The organism is Pseudomonas uvaldensis (genome assembly GCF_021271205.1).
Taxonomy (GTDB): domain Bacteria; phylum Pseudomonadota; class Gammaproteobacteria; order Pseudomonadales; family Pseudomonadaceae; genus Aquipseudomonas; species Aquipseudomonas uvaldensis.
In genome coordinates this window covers 672379-687487 of record NZ_JAIWKS010000001.1, presented here as the reverse complement: position 1 = coordinate 687487, position 15109 = coordinate 672379, and the positions used below count along the sequence as shown (strand labels likewise).

Genomic DNA, 15109 nt, shown 5'->3' with positions numbered 1-15109 from the left:
GCTGGTATGATGCGCGCCACTGGAGAGATGCCGGAGTGGCCGAACGGGACGGATTCGAAATCCGTTGTACTGGCAACAGTACCTAGGGTTCAAATCCCTATCTCTCCGCCACTATTGAACACGTCTAAGCCCCTGAAATGGTTAAACATTTCAGGGGCTTTTTCGTTTCCGGCGTTTCGTCAGGTCACATTTTTGATGAAAAGAGGCAACCGTTGAACGAACAGACATTGTCCATGCGCCTGGAGCGTGTAGCCGCGTATGTGCCTGCGGGCGCGCGCCTGGCCGATATCGGTTCGGATCATGCTTACCTGCCAGTGGCGCTGATGCGCCGAGGGATCATTTCAATGGCAGTGGCCGGTGAGGTGGCGTTGACGCCGTTTCGTTCGGCTGAACGCACCGTGCGTGAGAACGACCTGGGACAGCAGATCATTGTGCGCCTGGCCAATGGCCTGGCGGCCATCGAGCCGGGGGACGGGATCACGGCGGTCAGCTTGTGTGGTATGGGCGGCGAGACGATTCGGGACATCCTGGACAGCGGCAAGTCGCGCATGAGCGGTCAGGAGCGGCTGATCCTGCAGCCTAACGGTGGCGAGCGGCCATTGCGCCAATGGCTGATGGACAACGACTACCGCATCCTCTTCGAAGAGGTGCTGCGAGAAAACCGTTTCGACTACGAAATCATCGTCGCCGAGCGCGACGGACCGGTGACGTACACCGCCGAGGAGCTCTACTTCGGTCCGCTGCTGATGCAGGTCCGCAGTCCAGCGTTCCTGCTCAAATGGCAACGCCTGCTGCGCCTGAAGGAAAAGACCCTGGCCCGCTTTGCCAGGGCACGGCAAGCCGTGCCCGAGGAGAGGATGGAGGACATGGTCCGGCAGGTTCGATGGATTACGAATCTGTTGGCCAGAGGCCAGTAGTTGTTACGTTCCGGTTCGAAACGAATTCCAGTTTCCAGGTCAGTGACCTGTCACTTCTTTGTGACAATTGGACTAATGGTCTATAGCTCAAGACATGTCTGCCGATAGGCAGGTCAATCCCCACAAAAGGAGCGACACCATGTTGCGGTTTTTTGCCGACCTTGGCTTCCGTTGGAAAATTACCCTGCCCATCGCTTTCCTCGTGGTGTTGCTGGTTCTGATGGGCTGGTCGGGCATGCGTGGCATTGGTGAGGTGACCGAGTCCAGCACGCAGTTGACCAAGCGTTATTTGCCAGCCATCAGTCTGTTGCTCAATGCCGATCGTGATCTTTATCAGGCTTTTGTGGCCGAGCGCAGCCTGCTCGACGGCCATGCCAACGAGCATCTGAAAGCGTTGAGCGCCAGTCACGGGGAGAACACGAAGCAAGCCTATGACCGTGTCCAGAAATACGCAGCCATGCAGCCTGGTGCCGATGCGCTGGCTCTGGTGAGTCAGTTCAACGACAGCTTTGCCCAATGGACACAGGTTTCACGACGCGTGATTGACTTGTCGGTGGGGGATCCGCAAGCGGCCAGCGCCCTGAGTTTTGCTGACAGCGAGCGCCTGTTCGAGGCAATGCGCGATGCCATCGACAAGTTGGGCGAACTCGAGGAGGAGGCCTCGCACCGTCAAGGGGACGCAGCGATCGAACACGGCGAGGCCGTGGGAATGTTCCAGGGCGGGGTCCTGTTGATCGGTCTGCTCGGTGGCATCGTGGTCGTTCTGGTCCTGCCGCTTGTCGTGCTGACTCCCATGCGTCGTCTGCTTCATCGCGTCGAGCAGATCGCCGAGGGTGGTGGCGACCTGAAAGGGCGTCTCGAAGTGCGTTCGGCTGACGAGCTGGGACAGCTTGGCAGTGCATTCAACCGTTTCCTCGATAAGCTCCAGCCGCTGATCGCCGAGGTGGGTCGGGTTACCGGTGAGGTCGAGGCTGCGGCCCGTGCGATGGCCAGCATGGCCGCGACCAACGATCAACTGATCAGCAGCGAACATGCGGCGCTCGATCAGGTGAGTACCGCTGCGACCCAGATGAGCGCGGCAGTGCATGAGGTGGCGCATAACGCAGTGAGCGCTTCGGACGCCGCGCAGCAAGCCAGCAGCCGTTCCCGGGATGGCACGGAAGTCGTCACCAGTACCATCGAATCGATCCGCCAGTTGGCCCAGGAGGTCGAGACCGCCTCGGTTACCATCGAGGCCCTTGCTCAAGAAACCTCAAGCATCGGTGCGGTGTTGGAAGTGATTCGTGGTATTGCCGAGCAGACGAACCTGCTCGCGCTGAACGCGGCCATCGAGGCCGCCCGGGCTGGCGAACAAGGGCGTGGTTTCGCCGTGGTAGCCGACGAAGTCCGGGCCCTGGCGGCGCGTACCCAGGATTCGACCAAGGATATTCAGGTTCGCATCGAGCGACTGCAGAGCGGTGTTGCCAGGGCGGTGCAAGCCATGCAAGTCGGCAGCAGCAAGGCCCGTGACAGTGTCGAGCGCGCTGCCGGTGTCGATCAGGTGCTCAGCGGCACCAGTGGTTCGATCGAGCGTATCAATGACATGGCGGCACAAATTGCCAATGCCTGTGAAGAACAGAGTAGCGTTACCGAAGAAATCGCCCGGAACATCTCCGACATTCGTGATCTGTCCAACGAAGCGGCAGAGAATTCTGCGCAGAGCATGGTTGCCAGCCAACAGCTTTCCAGTCTGTCGAGAGGTTTGGCGGAACTGATCGGCCGCTTCCGCACCTGAGGCAAATGCGACAGTGTCTGCTCCAGAATCTGACACGACGCTCACTCATGAGCGCCTGCGTGCCCTGCATCAGGACGGTTTCGTCCTGATGCCCGCCGTACTGACTCATACGCAGATTGCCGAACTGCGTCAGGCAATCGATCACCTCGCACCCATGCACTGGGACTACAGCGGCGTCATCGACCACTACAAATGTGTCTTCAATCGCGACCCGTTGTGGCTACCATTTCTGGATATGGAAGGGGTGATCGATCTGGCCGAAGCCGCGCTGGGGGACGATTGTCACATCATCGGCCAGACAGCCTGGCGCTGCCACCCCGGTTTCGTCGGGGCTCCATTACACGTGGATTATCTGGCGATGGCGTTGCCGCCGGACCTGCTCGCGGATCCAGCCTTCGAGCTGCCGATGCAGATTGTCACCGCACAGTTTTATCTGGATGACATCGATGCCGATTTGAGCCCAACGCGTGTCATTGCTGGCAGCCATCGGGCGGGACGGGCGCCTGCGGCAGGTGAGACGCAATGGGCAGGACATTCTGCGCAGCCGGTGTTATGCAAGGCGGGCGACGTGCTGGTGCTGCGTAGTGAGTTGTGGCATGCGGGCAGTGACAACCGCACCACCGATCGCACCCGTTATCTGCTGCAAGTGCATTATGGCCGGCGCATGGTCGCGCAGAAGTTTTCGCCTTATCTGCACTGGCGGTTCAACCCTGCCGTCCTGGCTGCCGCAACACCTCGCCAGCGGCGCCTGTTAGGCGACCATCGGGAAGCGGAATACGATTGACGCCGTGCCGGGCTGCCCGGTCAGATCCAGACATCATTATCCGCGGTTCGCTCATGGGCTTCGCCTGTGTTGATGACCCCGCGAGGTTCGATCAGCAACACCTTCGCTTCCCGAGCGGCACTGGGCCGGTGCTCGACGCCTTTCTTGACCACATACATTTCGCCTGCGCCTATTGTCACCGAGCCGTCGCGAAAATCGATACGAAGCTCCCCTTCCAACACTATGAAGGTTTCATCGGTGTCGGCATGGGAGTGCCAGATGAAATCGCCTTCAAGTCGGGCGACCTTGAACTGGTAGTCGTTCATTTCAGCCACGACTTTCGGTGCCCACTGATCCTGGAACAGGGCATATTTCTGAATGAGGTTGATGGGTGAGTGCCTGTTCATCGAAGGTGCTCGCTTTGGACTGGGGGAGGTCGTAAAAAAGTTGTTCGCCAGGCATGGAGCCCGGCGGAGCAGCTAATAGGATCCAGGCGTGACGCTGCGTCAGATTTCCTTCACAGGCGTCTCGCCCTGCACATTCTTGATCAACCCGATGACGTGAAGGCAGTCTGCCTTGTTCACATAGGATTCGCCGCTGGCGATCGTTTCGTGGTTGCCGGCCCTCAAGCGCCAGCGCCATTGGCCTTTACCGCTGCTCTGAGTGCCTCGGGTCTGTCTGTAGATTTCAAAATACATCGGTTCGCTCCCTGCGATTTACTTGTTCAAGACATGTTTTGAACATGACGTCGAAAGACTAGCCAAGATGAAAATTTTCGCTATCGCAAATACGTTTCCAAGGGTTATGAGATATTGCTATTGATGTCAGCATCAGGGGGCGACGGATGAACCGTAACGAATTGCGCAAGGCCGATATCAATCTGATGGTGGTTTTCGAGACACTCATGCTTGAGCGCAACGTGACCCGGGCGGCGGAAAAACTGTTTCTCGGCCAGCCGGCCATCAGTTCGGCCCTCAATCGGATGCGTGCGCGGTTCAATGATCCGTTGTTCATTCGTATCGGCCATCGCATGGAGCCGACGGCCCGGGCCGAGGAGATCTTCCAGCATTTGTCGCCGGCGCTGGATTCGCTCTCGGCGGCGTTGAGCCTGACCCATGATTTCGATCCCGCCAGCAGTACCATGACCTTCCGCATCGGCCTGTCGGACGATGTCGAGTTCGGCCTGTTGCCGCCGCTGTTGCGCAACCTGCGGCACGAAGCGCCGCAAGTGGTGTTCGTGGTCCAGCATGTCGATTACTGGCGAATTCCGGATTTGCTGGCGTCGGGCGACATTACCGTGGGCATCAGCCAGACCCGGGGATTGCCGGCCAACGCCAAGCGAAAACTGTTGCGACAGATTCAGCCACGGGTGTTGCGAGCCGATGCGTCGGACACGCTGCTGACGCTGGATGAATACTGTTCACGGCCTCACGTGCTGGTTTCACACACCGCCAACATTGCCGGTCTCGCGGATGAATGGCTGGCCGAGATCGGCCGCAAGCGCCATGTCGTGCTGTCGGTGCCTCAATACAGCGCGTTGCCGGCATTGCTGGCCGGTACCGATATGATCGCCAGCCTGCCGGACTATACGGCCGTCGCTATGGCCGCCTCGGGTCAGCTGTTCAACGAACCCTTTCCCTTCAAGACCCCGACCCTGGATTTGTCCATGGTCTGGCTGAGCCATGTCGACAATGATCCGGCCGAACGCTGGCTGCGCTCCCGGCTGGAGGCGTTCATGGGTGATGCCGAGGCTGTGGGTGCGGGAGCAAGGCTTGCCCGCGATGAAGGCTACCAGGTTCCCCGGCAGGCGCGCTAACCCCATCGCGGGCAAGCCTTGCTCCCATCCTCGCTCGATCCCGCCAAAGTGTTCTGTGCTTGAGAATTAAGTCGGGGTATGGTGGCGTCGACTGGAATCCACACCGCCCCTTTTCGAACCGGAGTCGAACACATGCCTCACCTGCACCTTGAGTACACCGCCAACCTGCCCGAGCTGAATGCCGATGTGGCGTTGCTGCGCTTGAACAACGCACTGGTCGCTTCCGGTCAGTTCGCAGCCGAGTCGGACATCAAGAGCCGAGCCACGAAGCTCGAGCACTTCCGGGTTGGAACCGGTTTGGGCGAGCGGGGGTTTGTACACGTGAAACTGTCCTTGCTGAGCGGTCGCTCTCCGGAAATAAAGAAGCAACTGGCGGACAGCCTGCTGGTCGTGGTCCAGGAGTTGGGCCCATGGCCAACTGGCCTCAACGTGCAGTGCAGTGTAGAGATCGTCGACTTGGACCGGGGCCCCTACGCGAAAGCCATCATTGACAATTGACGCTCAGTCGTCACGGGCGGTGCAGGCCTGGATCATCTGTTGTCTCAGCCAGACTGTCTGGCTGCGAGACGCTTGTACCGGCGTGACACGAATTGATGCTGTGCAGGATGGTGCGCACATGGTCGTACATGCCTACAGCTTTATAGGTAGGACGCATGCCGGTGCGGGTATTGACGAACAGTTCGTCCTTGAAACAGGTCCGCAGTTTCTTCAGGCAGTAGCTGACGGTTGATTGACTGACACAGAGTGCTTCGGACACACCGGTGACACTGCTTTGCTCGTACACGGCGCTGAACACCATGAGGTCCTGCATATCGAGCTTTCTGAGGGCGTTACTGTTCAGCATCCATTGCTTCTCGCTGTGCTCCTTGCGCGGATCTTGCGCAAACCAGATCGGTGATCCTAACGGAACGATGGTCCCAAGTGAATGCCGCGCAGGCGGTTTCACGGTCGGGAACGGGACAGATAATGTAGGGAATACGACAGGCACGATAGCGGCCGGGACCTGGTTCGGTTGTCGACCAAGTGCCTGGGGTGTATCGCTTAAAAAATAATTTAGTAGCAACTTTTTCACGAAAAATTGATGGTGGCTTACCTAAAGTTCAGGTTGCCGTGAAAACGAGTTTTTCACACTTTATTCCGGAAATTATTTTCGAAAAGCAACTTTCAGGAAACCGTCAATCATCATGCTGCCTATTAAAGCCGTGCGCCCCGAGTGGGTGACGCTGATCGCCAGTGCCTTCTTGTTAGTTGCCTTCAATATTGTTTTGTGGGAACACCTGCTGACCATCACGGCGGCCGATGGTCGGGGTGTGCTGGTATGCCTGGCATTCGGCGCGATGATTCTCGGGGCTTTCAACCTCGTGCTGACCTTCGTGGCGTTCCGTCCACTGCTCAAGCCCTTGCTGGTATCGCTGTTTTTAATCAGCGCCGGTGTCACCTATTTCATGGCCCAATACGGCGTGCTGATGGATGCTGGCATGTTTCGCAACTTCGCGGAAACCAACGCTACGGAAGTTCGCGATCTATTGTCATTTAAGTTGTTTGCCTACTTGGGGCTGCTGGGCGTAGTGCCGTCCTGGTTATTGTTGAAGACACCTGTCGAATATCGCCGGTGGCCCAGAGAGTTGTTAAGCAAGTTGATCGTCGGCGTGGCGTCGGCGGCGATCATCGGTGTGGTTGCCCTGGCCAACTATCAGGGGCTGTCGTCGTTGTTTCGCAATCATCACGAGTTGCGCCTGATGCTCGTGCCAAGCAACTACATCGGCGCGGCGTTCGGGTACTTGCACGAGCAGGTCGCTTCCGCCGAACAGCCGTTCATCAAGCTGGGGGAGGATGCGAGTCGTAACCCGGCCTGGCAAACCCACGCCCGCAAATCCCTGACGGTACTGGTGGTGGGTGAAAGCGCCCGCGCCGAGAACTTCGGCATCCTTGGCTATAACCGCGACACCACGCCGAAACTGAACCATGAGGCGGGCCTGATCGCCTTCACCGATGTGCATTCCTGCGGTACCGAAACCGCCGTGTCAGTGCCGTGCATGTTTTCCAACATGGGACGCAAGGGCTATGACGCCAGCAAGGCCAGGAACGAAGAGGGTTTGCTGGACGTTCTCAAGCGTGCCGGCCTGGAAGTCATCTGGCGGGACAACCAGTCTGGCTGCAAGGGCACCTGCGACCGGGTTACCGTGCAGGACGTGAGCAATCTCAAGGACCCGGACCTGTGTGCCAACAGTGAATGTCGCGACGAGATCCTGTTGCAGGGGCTGCAGCATTTCATCGACACCCTGGACAAGGACACGGTGCTGGTATTGCACCAGATGGGTAGCCATGGACCGGAATACTTCAAGCGCTACCCCAAGGAGTACGAGCATTTCACCCCGGTATGCGAAAGCAACGCGTTGAACAATTGCAGTCGTGAAAGCATCGTCAACGGCTACGACAACACGCTGGTGTACACCGATCATGTGCTATCGACCCTGATCGATCTGCTGCGGGCCAATCAGGATAAAGTCGACACGGCAATGCTGTATCTGTCGGACCATGGCGAGTCTCTGGGCGAATACAACCTGTTTCTTCATGGCACGCCCTACATGCTGGCCCCGGAGCAGCAGAAGCACGTGGCGATGCTTGCCTGGTTCTCCGACAACTATCAGAAATCCTTTTCGGTCGACACCCACTGCCTGCAACTGAGTCGGGACAAGCCTCTGACCCAGGACAACCTGTTCCACTCGATGCTCGGGTTGCTGGAAGTCAACAGTCAGGTCTACAACCCGGACCTGGACATGTTCGCCAACTGTCGCGGCGCCGTGATCGACGGTGTGCTGGCTCGCCAATAACATTATTTCTCGCAGGATCGTTCTGCTCTTCATCAAACTGATCCTGCGAGCCACGCGCGGCATCACCTGTCGTGCGATAAATCCGAATGTAGGACTATTCTTGCCATTGCGAAGGCGATTTCTCTCAGGCTCTTGCTCTATGGATGCTCGCAATCGCTGACGGCGATATATACTGCGCGCCATTCTTCAAGGGAGAGCCGTGTGGCCATCGATATTCACTGGATTCGCGACAACGATAGCCTCGATCGGTTTTGCGCCGAATGGCAACAGTTGCCCTTCGTCGCTCTTGACACCGAATTCATGCGGGTCGACACCTTTTACCCTATCGCCGGCCTTCTGCAGATCGGCGATGGCACGCGTGCCTACCTGATCGATCCCTTGACCATCGATAACTGGCAGCCCCTGGCGGCATTGCTGGAAAGCCCGGCAGTGCTCAAGGTGTTGCATGCCTGCAGCGAAGACCTTGAAGTGCTGCTGCGCCTGACGGGCAGCCTGCCCGCGCCGTTGTTCGATACCCAACTGGCGGCCGCCTATCTGAACCTGGGCTTTTCCATGGGGTATTCGCGGCTGGTGCAGGACGTACTGGGCATCGAATTGCCCAAGGGGGAGACCCGTTCCGATTGGTTACAGCGACCACTGTCCGAGACGCAGATCAGCTACGCGGCTGAAGATGCCGTGCACTTGGCGGAAGTTTTCGTACAACTACGCCCAAGGCTATCCGACGAGAAGTACGCCTGGGTCCTGGAGGACGGCGCCGAGCTGGTTGCCAACCTGCGCCGCGAAGTCGATCCCTACGAGGTCTATCGCGAAGCCAAGCTGGCCTGGAAACTGTCCCGGGCGCAATTGGCCGTGCTGCGCGAGCTGTGTGCCTGGCGTGAGCGGGAAGCGCGGGCTCGGGATCTGCCGCGCAATCGCATCATTCGCGAACATTCGCTGTGGCCCCTGGCCCGTACGCAGCCGGATAACCTCGGTGCGCTGGCAAAAATCGAAGACATGCATCCGCGTACCGTGCGCCAGGATGGCGAATTCCTGTTGGACCTCATCCAACGTGCCGCCAGTGTGCCGCCCGAGCAGTGGCCGCCGGCCGTACCGGAGCCGTTGCCGATCGAGGCCTCGGCCCTGGTCAAGCGTCTGCGGGCGCTGGGGCAGGCTGAAGCCGAACGGCTGGGAATTGCCCCTGAGCTGATGCTGCGCAAGAAAACCCTCGAAGCGCTGATCAAGAGCGGCTTCCCCGAGGGGCCTTACCAATTACCCGATTCGCTGCGTGGCTGGCGCCGCGAATTGATGGGCCAGGCGCTGCTGGACAGCCTGGCCACTGCCGGAGAACAGCCTTGAAACGAATCTGCTCCATCTACCGCAGCTCGAAGAAGAACGAGATGTACCTGTATGTGCTCAAGAGCGATGCGCTGGCGCGAGTACCGGAGCCCTTGCTGGCTGCCTTCGGCAAAGCGACCCACGTGTTCGATCTGGTGCTGAGTCCCGAGCGGCAGTTGTCCCGGGAGGACATCAACAAGGTGCTGGAAAACCTCGATACCCAGGGGTATCACCTGCAGATGCCACCGGCTGAAGACGAGTACATCGAACATCTGCCCGAAGAGCTGCTGCGACGCAACGATCCGGTCTGACGCGCTCCTGAGGTGCCCGTCCTGGGGCCTCTTGAAACACATTGGATTTTTTTGACGTTCGCCGCATGGATGGCGCGACACTCTGTCGGCGGTCGTTTGCACTGTTTTTGAAAGGTTTGATTCATGCGCGTTCTGATTGCCGAACACGACCATGCGGTGTACGCCCAGCTGCTGCGCCAGGCTGCATCCGATATCGAAGTCCTGACCAGCGGCGACTCCGCCGAACTGTCGCGCCTGGCCACCGACTGCCCGGTCTGGCTCGGCCAACCCGATCTGCTGGCGACTCTGCTGCGCCAGGGCCATCGACCCCGCTGGCTGCAGTCAACCTGGGCAGGCATTACGCCGTTGCTGGCCGAGGGCCTGACCCGGGACTACCGCCTGACCCGCGCCGTGGGCATCTTCGGCCAGCTGATGGCTGAGTACGTGCTGACCTATATGCTCGGCCACGAACGCGAGGTGCTGGCGCGTCTGGTCAGCCAGGTGGAGCGCAAGTGGGACCATCGGCAGGGACAGGGCCTGGCAGGTCGCAAGGTGTTGATCGTCGGGACCGGTGATATCGGCCAGTGCGTGGCAAAGTTCCTCGTACCGTTTGGCGTGCACCTCTATGGCATTGCCAGCGAGGCTCGGGAGTTGGCGCCTTTTGTCGAAGTCGGCACGATGAAGGACCTGCCGCGCCTGGTGGGCGAGGTGGACTATGTCATCAACCTGCTGCCCAACACGCCCCAGACCCATGATGTGTATGACGCGGCGCTGTTCAAGCGATTCAAGCCTACCGCACTGTTCATCAATGCCGGACGCGGGGTGGCCGTGGTGGATGCGGACCTGGTGCATGCCTTGAAGGAGGGGCATCTGGCCGGTGCGGTGATCGACGTTTGCCGCCAGGAACCCCTGCCGCAGCGTCACCCGTTCTGGACGGCCTGGGGCCTGCTCTTGACCGGCCACAGTTCGGCTCCGACATCGCCACCGATGATGGCGCAGTTATTTCTGGAGAACCTGCGGGCTTATCAGGCGGGCGAAGCCCTGCGTGGGGAAGTGGATTTCGCCCGGGGGTATTGAACCACTGTGATTCAAACTTGTGGGAGCGGGCTTGCTCGCGAAAGCGGTGTATCAGTCGATATTCACTTGTCTGACACACCGCATTCGCGAGCAAGCCCGCTTCCACATTTTTGCTTTGTACAGGATTACAGGGTGAAATCGCCTTCGGCCACCAGTTCGTTCAACGGTCGGCGCGGGCTTGGCGTCTCGCGGGCCTGGAGGTATTCGGCCAGGGTGGATTTGTCCCCCAGCTTGCCGATCGCCACCGCTGCGTGCAGCGCGTAGCCTTCGGGAATCTTCAATTCCTGGCGGGTCAGTTCGTGGTCGAAGCCGGCCATGCCGTGGGTGTGCCAGCCGCTGAGGCTGGCTTGCAGCGCCAGGTGGCCCCAGGCTGCGCCCGTGTCGAAGGTGTGGCACAACGCCGGAGTTTCTTCGCTGGCGCCCGGGACGGCAAAGGTGGTTTTTGACGCAACGATTACCAGCGCCGAGGCATGCTGGGCCCAGCCACGGTTGAATTCATTGAGCAGGCCCAGGAAACGCTCCCAGTTCGGTGTGTCGCGACGTGCATAAAGGAAGCGCCACGGTTGCGAGTTATAGGCCGACGGCGCCCAACGTGCCGCCTCGAAAAAGCCCAGCAGGGTTTCTTCGGCGATCGGCTCGCCGGTAAAGGCGCGGGGGGACCAGCGCTCGATGAATTGAGGATGGATGGCGTAATCGGCAATGCGAGGATTGGCGCTCATGGGTGTTACCTGACGGGGTTCGGGAAGGGGAATGACGAAACCTACTTCCCGACGCACGGCCTGACAAGCCCCGGCCTACCGACAGTCGCCAATGCTTGGCCTGGCGAGGCCCCGGCACTAGACTGTCGGCCTTTTCACCACCCGATGTCGATGCTCGAACCATGGCCGCCAAAGTCGAACCCTTCTGGATACGCAAGACCCTCGATCAGCTCGATGCGCAGGAATGGGAATCGCTGTGCGATGGCTGTGGCCTGTGCTGCCTGCAAAAGCTCGAAGACGAAGACGATAACAGCGTCTACTACACGCGTATCGCCTGCAAGCTGCTGGATCTGAAAACCTGCCAGTGCACCAACTACCCCAACCGCCGTGAATTTGTTCCTGATTGCATTCAACTCACGCCGGGCAAGGCCGATGAATTCAAGTGGCTGCCGCCGACCTGCGGTTATCGCCTGGTCAGCGAGGGCAAGGACCTGCCGTTGTGGCATCACCTGGTTTGCGGCGACCGCGACGCCGTGCATCATGAACGCATTTCCCAGTCCGGGCGCATGTTGGCCGAAGGCAGCGTGGCCGAGGAAGACTGGGAAGACCATCTGATTTTCCGCGCCGGCTGAACCGCCGGGCGTTGCATCACCGGGGAGCATCCATGTCGGCAGGATTGAGACGGACACTGGCACGGGGTTCGGCGGTGCGCAGCCTGGATTTCGACCTTGGCGATGGCAGCCGCTACAGTGATTTCAAGGCGGACGGCCAATGGCGGCTGACGCCAGGTAAAGCCGTCCGGGGCCTCTGGCGACCGGCCGGCGGGCTGGATGCTCGCCGGTCGCTCCCCCACACTGACCGAGTCGAACACAGATAATGTGTCAACACCGCCCCATGGGGAGCGAGCCGGCTCGCGATGAGGTCATCAGCCAAACGCAAACCGTCAGAGCCCGGCTTTCGGCGAAACCAGTGAATCATTTCCCGTCACCGTAGCCGTGCCAGTCGCCGCTTCGGCGTTGGCCTTCATGCGAGTCAGTTCATCACCGGCCTGCTCGATTCTTGCCCGAGCATTGCGCAGGTTCTGACGATTTTTCTCCAAAAGGGTCTTTGCCGAGCAATGCCCGGTAATACCCCGCGCCAGCGCCATGCCGCCGATGGCCAGTTGAGCCAGACCGATGATGCCGCCACGACGCAAGCCCTTGCCCATCATCAGCACACCGCCGGCCAGCGAGCCAGCACGCTCCCAGCCGTGTACGTTCTGCACTGGGTGGGACTGGAAAGGGGTGGTCTCGATCGGCTCGAACGGATTGTTATCGCTCATGGTCTGTCTCCAGTGTGGGAATGTGTATAAAACTGACTGCCAGAGAGAATCCGTCGTTCAATGGAATTTCACACCGGTCAGCGGAATTGCGGGCCCGAGCGAGTGTTGTTGCCTTTGGCCATGCGGTCATACAGCACGACGTTGACGGTGGCGGCCAGGTTCATGCAGCCGTTGGTGGGGATGTAGATCACGTCTTCGCACCAGTCGCGGATGTCCTTATCCAGCGAGCCGTCTTCGGGACCGAAGATATACAGCGCCCGGTCCGGGTGAGTGTATTCAGGCAGGGGACGGGCGCCCTCCACCAACTCCACGGCCACCGGCACGCAGCCCAGGGGCAGGATTTTTTTCAAATCGTCAATGCCGATCAGCGGGATGTCGTAGTGGACTTTCTTGGTGTCGGTGACGAAATCGGCGGCGCGTTCATAGCGCTTGCCGGTGTAGAACACCGACGCCACGCCGTAGCAGCCGGCGGCACGCATGACCGAACCGACGTTTTCCGGTGACTTGGGGTTGAACAGACCGATGCAGCTGTAGCGTTTGTTGGCCACGGGCGGAGTGCCTTTGGGAAAAGGCGCGATTATACGGGGAATGGGTAAGGCAGGTCAGTTTCGAGATTGGCGGTGCCTGTTGTATCGCCATCGCGAGCAGGCTCGCTCCCACATTGGAGTGCGTTCCCTTGTGGGAGCGAGCCTGCTCGCGAGGAGGGGGCGCGAAATTATTCGTCCTTCTTCATCAACCCAGCCAGCGCTGCAAACGGGTTGTGCGTCGCCTTGGCGATTTTCGGCGTGCTCAGGGAGCCGTCGCCGAAATATTGCTGGTCGGTGTAGCGCGAATGTTCATTGTCGTGGCAATACAGGCACAGCAGTTCCCAGTTGGAACCGTCCTGCGGGTTGTTGTCGTGGTTGTGGTCGCGATGGTGGACGGTCAGTTCGCTCAGGCGCTTGCCGGAGAACTCACGGGCACAGCGCCCACACACGTGGGGATACATTTTCAGGGCCTTGTCGCGATAGCCCATCTCCCGGTCGCGTTGGGCGTCGGCGAGGATCCGGTCCAGCTTGGAGGTGTTGGACGGTGGCGTTGACGAACTCATGGGTTCACCTTGTAGATAAAGACTGATGACGGTTGAACGAAGTTTAGCTCAGCCCTTGAGCTTCTCGGCAATCCAGATGGTGTGACGGGTGCCTTTGTTGCCATGAGCGAACACTTGCACCTCTTCGGCTTTGAAACCGGCTTTTTTCAGCTTGTCCGAAAACTGTCGATCGGCACTGGCCGACCAGACCGCCAACACCCCCTTGGGCCGCAGGGCCCTGGCGCAGGCGGCCAGGCCAGCGGCCGAGTACAGCCAACTATTGGCTTTCTGGGTCAGGCCTTCGGGGCCGTTGTCGACGTCCAGCATGACCGCGTCAAAACCCTGGGGGTCGCTCTGGAGTACCTTGGCGACATCTTCCATACGGATCACGGTGCGCGGGTCCGACAGGGGCCTGCCGGCCTTTTCACCGAGGGGGCCACGATTCCACTCCACCACGCCGGGTACCAGCTCGGCCACCACCACCTCAGCGTTCTTGCCCAGATGCTTGAGGGCCGAGGCGAGGGTGAAGCCCATGCCGAGGCCGCCGATCAACACGCGCGAGCCCGGACGGCCGGCGACCTTGCGGCAGGGGATCTCGGCCAGGGCATCTTCGGAACCGTGCATGCGCGTGTTCATCAACTGCCCGCCGTCACCGCCCTGGATCTTGATGACGAAGTCTTCACCGTATTCGAACAGGCACAGGGCGCCGCCGTTGTCGGGAATGGGCGTGGTATCGAGCAGAACGAAACGTTTCATGGAAGTCTCATGAGAAGGGCGGATCGGCGCAGTTGGGACTAGCCTTGAAGGTGACAGTAGCCACGGAGCCATTGATGAAGTGCATCATTGTAACGGCCATTGCCTTGGCGGCGCTCTCGATAAGTGACGCGCAGGCCCAGCAGCCGACGATTCCAGTGAGCCCACCGAGCATCCCCGGTTCGCCCGGCACCGCTACCCCCATGCCTTATCCACCCATCACCCCCAGCGGTGTGCCCAAGGCCGGGCCCGGAAGCGCCGGACCACCCTTACTGCCACCGATCGAAATGCCAAGGCCGCCCAAGGATCAGCCGATACCGGGGATGGAGCCGATAGCGCCGAAGTCCAAGCCCCCCGGCGGATGAAGCAAGGTGGATGCAAACCCTGTGGGAGCAAAGCTTGCTCGCGATTGCGGCGGCCCCTCCAGCATCGATGTCAATTGACCCAGCGCTATCGCGAGCAGGCTAGCTCCCACAGGGGCTG

Annotated in this window: 18 protein-coding genes, 1 tRNA gene and 3 pseudogenes; 14 read left to right on the top strand and 8 right to left on the bottom strand. The window is 59.9% G+C overall.

What is annotated here, in order from left to right; all coding sequences use genetic code 11:
• Positions 1 to 21: 21 nt before the first annotated feature.
• The 5 genes and pseudogenes from LCU97_RS03190 (at position 22) to LCU97_RS03175 (ending at position 3475) form a co-directional block, all read left to right on the top strand.
• Positions 22 to 111 (top strand) — tRNA-Ser (locus LCU97_RS03190).
• 101 nt (positions 112 to 212) lie between these two features.
• A complete protein-coding gene (locus LCU97_RS03185) occupies positions 213 to 917 on the top strand; it encodes a tRNA (adenine(22)-N(1))-methyltransferase (protein WP_053155872.1) in 705 nt (234 codons plus the stop codon).
• A gap of 94 nt (positions 918 to 1011) precedes the next feature.
• Positions 1012 to 1833, top strand: a pseudogene (locus LCU97_RS26720) (MCP four helix bundle domain-containing protein); the annotation flags it as partial.
• 69 nt (positions 1834 to 1902) lie between these two features.
• Positions 1903 to 2691 carry a methyl-accepting chemotaxis protein gene (locus LCU97_RS26715; RefSeq protein WP_371259613.1) on the top strand — a complete coding sequence of 263 codons (789 nt, stop codon included), beginning with the start codon at positions 1903 to 1905 and terminating at the stop codon, positions 2689 to 2691.
• A gap of 13 nt (positions 2692 to 2704) precedes the next feature.
• Positions 2705 to 3475, top strand: a complete 771-nt coding sequence (locus tag LCU97_RS03175) for a phytanoyl-CoA dioxygenase family protein (protein WP_332875335.1) — start codon at positions 2705 to 2707, stop codon at positions 3473 to 3475.
• A 20-nt stretch (positions 3476 to 3495) separates the two neighbouring features.
• On the opposite strand, the gene LCU97_RS03170 is transcribed toward LCU97_RS03175, so the two are convergent.
• Positions 3496 to 3861, bottom strand: a complete 366-nt coding sequence (locus LCU97_RS03170; RefSeq protein WP_053155864.1) for a cupin domain-containing protein — start codon at positions 3859 to 3861, stop codon at positions 3496 to 3498.
• A gap of 99 nt (positions 3862 to 3960) precedes the next feature.
• Positions 3961 to 4152: a YegP family protein gene (locus tag LCU97_RS03165; protein WP_041023896.1), complete on the bottom strand. Its 192-nt coding sequence runs from the start codon at positions 4150 to 4152 to the stop codon at positions 3961 to 3963.
• A 146-nt stretch (positions 4153 to 4298) separates the two neighbouring features.
• Between LCU97_RS03165 and LCU97_RS03160 the strand changes: the two genes are divergently transcribed.
• Both LCU97_RS03160 and LCU97_RS03155 read left to right on the top strand, forming a co-directional pair.
• Entirely contained in the window at positions 4299 to 5270 is a 972-nt protein-coding gene (locus LCU97_RS03160) for a LysR substrate-binding domain-containing protein (RefSeq protein ID WP_053155861.1), read from the top strand.
• A gap of 132 nt (positions 5271 to 5402) precedes the next feature.
• Positions 5403 to 5768 (top strand): 5-carboxymethyl-2-hydroxymuconate Delta-isomerase, encoded by a 366-nt coding sequence (locus tag LCU97_RS03155; protein WP_053155858.1) that lies wholly within the window; start codon positions 5403 to 5405, stop codon positions 5766 to 5768.
• 58 nt (positions 5769 to 5826) lie between these two features.
• On the opposite strand, the pseudogene LCU97_RS03150 reads toward LCU97_RS03155, so the two are convergent.
• Positions 5827 to 6114, bottom strand: a pseudogene (locus tag LCU97_RS03150) (LysR family transcriptional regulator); the annotation flags it as partial.
• A 340-nt stretch (positions 6115 to 6454) separates the two neighbouring features.
• Here LCU97_RS03150 and LCU97_RS03145 point away from each other — a divergent pair.
• The 4 genes from LCU97_RS03145 (at position 6455) to LCU97_RS03130 (ending at position 10785) form a co-directional block, all read left to right on the top strand.
• Entirely contained in the window at positions 6455 to 8104 is a 1650-nt protein-coding gene (locus LCU97_RS03145; RefSeq protein ID WP_232775515.1) for a phosphoethanolamine transferase, read from the top strand.
• A 201-nt stretch (positions 8105 to 8305) separates the two neighbouring features.
• Positions 8306 to 9439 carry a ribonuclease D gene (gene rnd / locus LCU97_RS03140; RefSeq protein WP_053155849.1) on the top strand — a complete coding sequence of 378 codons (1134 nt, stop codon included), beginning with the start codon at positions 8306 to 8308 and terminating at the stop codon, positions 9437 to 9439.
• Positions 9436 to 9729 carry a YcgL domain-containing protein gene (locus tag LCU97_RS03135; protein WP_053155846.1) on the top strand — a complete coding sequence of 98 codons (294 nt, stop codon included), beginning with the start codon at positions 9436 to 9438 and terminating at the stop codon, positions 9727 to 9729. The genes rnd and LCU97_RS03135 overlap by 4 nt, the downstream gene beginning before the upstream one ends.
• A gap of 123 nt (positions 9730 to 9852) precedes the next feature.
• Entirely contained in the window at positions 9853 to 10785 is a 933-nt protein-coding gene (locus LCU97_RS03130) for a D-2-hydroxyacid dehydrogenase (RefSeq protein ID WP_053155843.1), read from the top strand.
• 125 nt (positions 10786 to 10910) lie between these two features.
• On the opposite strand, the gene LCU97_RS03125 is transcribed toward LCU97_RS03130, so the two are convergent.
• Positions 10911 to 11504 carry a nitroreductase family protein gene (locus tag LCU97_RS03125; protein WP_053155840.1) on the bottom strand — a complete coding sequence of 198 codons (594 nt, stop codon included), beginning with the start codon at positions 11502 to 11504 and terminating at the stop codon, positions 10911 to 10913.
• Positions 11505 to 11665: 161 nt separating this feature from the next.
• On the opposite strand from LCU97_RS03125, the gene LCU97_RS03120 reads away from it, so the two are divergent.
• A complete protein-coding gene (locus LCU97_RS03120) occupies positions 11666 to 12115 on the top strand; it encodes a YcgN family cysteine cluster protein (RefSeq protein WP_232775514.1) in 450 nt (149 codons plus the stop codon).
• Between the two features lie 29 nt (positions 12116 to 12144).
• Positions 12145 to 12354, top strand: a pseudogene (locus tag LCU97_RS03115) (hypothetical protein); the annotation flags it as partial.
• A 72-nt stretch (positions 12355 to 12426) separates the two neighbouring features.
• Here the strand turns inward: LCU97_RS03115 and LCU97_RS03110 are convergent.
• The 4 genes from LCU97_RS03110 to LCU97_RS03095 form a co-directional block, all read right to left on the bottom strand.
• Positions 12427 to 12804: a YgaP family membrane protein gene (locus LCU97_RS03110; protein ID WP_053155834.1), complete on the bottom strand. Its 378-nt coding sequence runs from the start codon at positions 12802 to 12804 to the stop codon at positions 12427 to 12429.
• A gap of 77 nt (positions 12805 to 12881) precedes the next feature.
• On the bottom strand, positions 12882 to 13352 hold the full coding sequence (locus tag LCU97_RS03105; protein WP_030141187.1) for an RNA methyltransferase: 471 nt from the start codon (positions 13350 to 13352) through the stop codon (positions 12882 to 12884).
• 167 nt (positions 13353 to 13519) lie between these two features.
• The gene (locus LCU97_RS03100; RefSeq protein ID WP_053155832.1) at positions 13520 to 13894 is read right to left on the bottom strand and encodes a YajD family HNH nuclease; all 375 of its coding nucleotides are present in this window, start codon (positions 13892 to 13894) and stop codon (positions 13520 to 13522) included.
• Positions 13895 to 13942: 48 nt separating this feature from the next.
• Complete coding sequence (locus LCU97_RS03095; protein WP_053155829.1) at positions 13943 to 14629, bottom strand: spermine/spermidine synthase domain-containing protein; 687 nt, start codon at positions 14627 to 14629, stop codon at positions 13943 to 13945.
• 74 nt (positions 14630 to 14703) lie between these two features.
• Here LCU97_RS03095 and LCU97_RS03090 point away from each other — a divergent pair, with 74 nt between their 5' ends.
• Positions 14704 to 14991: a hypothetical protein gene (locus LCU97_RS03090; RefSeq protein WP_082339870.1), complete on the top strand. Its 288-nt coding sequence runs from the start codon at positions 14704 to 14706 to the stop codon at positions 14989 to 14991.
• Positions 14992 to 15109: the final 118 nt, after the last annotated feature.

Coding starts and splice junctions, on each gene's coding strand:
- LCU97_RS03120 (WP_232775514.1), top strand. CDS start 11,666: ATGGCCGCCAAAGTCGAACCCTTCTGGATACGCAAGACCCTCGATCAG.
- LCU97_RS26715 (WP_371259613.1), top strand. CDS start 1,903: ATGGCCAGCATGGCCGCGACCAACGATCAACTGATCAGCAGCGAACAT.
- LCU97_RS03165 (WP_041023896.1), bottom strand. CDS start 4,152: ATGTATTTTGAAATCTACAGACAGACCCGAGGCACTCAGAGCAGCGGT.
- LCU97_RS03160 (WP_053155861.1), top strand. CDS start 4,299: ATGAACCGTAACGAATTGCGCAAGGCCGATATCAATCTGATGGTGGTT.
- LCU97_RS03170 (WP_053155864.1), bottom strand. CDS start 3,861: ATGAACAGGCACTCACCCATCAACCTCATTCAGAAATATGCCCTGTTC.
- LCU97_RS03130 (WP_053155843.1), top strand. CDS start 9,853: ATGCGCGTTCTGATTGCCGAACACGACCATGCGGTGTACGCCCAGCTG.
- LCU97_RS03155 (WP_053155858.1), top strand. CDS start 5,403: ATGCCTCACCTGCACCTTGAGTACACCGCCAACCTGCCCGAGCTGAAT.
- LCU97_RS03125 (WP_053155840.1), bottom strand. CDS start 11,504: ATGAGCGCCAATCCTCGCATTGCCGATTACGCCATCCATCCTCAATTC.
- LCU97_RS03110 (WP_053155834.1), bottom strand. CDS start 12,804: ATGAGCGATAACAATCCGTTCGAGCCGATCGAGACCACCCCTTTCCAG.
- LCU97_RS03090 (WP_082339870.1), top strand. CDS start 14,704: ATGAAGTGCATCATTGTAACGGCCATTGCCTTGGCGGCGCTCTCGATA.
- LCU97_RS03145 (WP_232775515.1), top strand. CDS start 6,455: ATGCTGCCTATTAAAGCCGTGCGCCCCGAGTGGGTGACGCTGATCGCC.
- LCU97_RS03095 (WP_053155829.1), bottom strand. CDS start 14,629: ATGAAACGTTTCGTTCTGCTCGATACCACGCCCATTCCCGACAACGGC.
- LCU97_RS03100 (WP_053155832.1), bottom strand. CDS start 13,894: ATGAGTTCGTCAACGCCACCGTCCAACACCTCCAAGCTGGACCGGATC.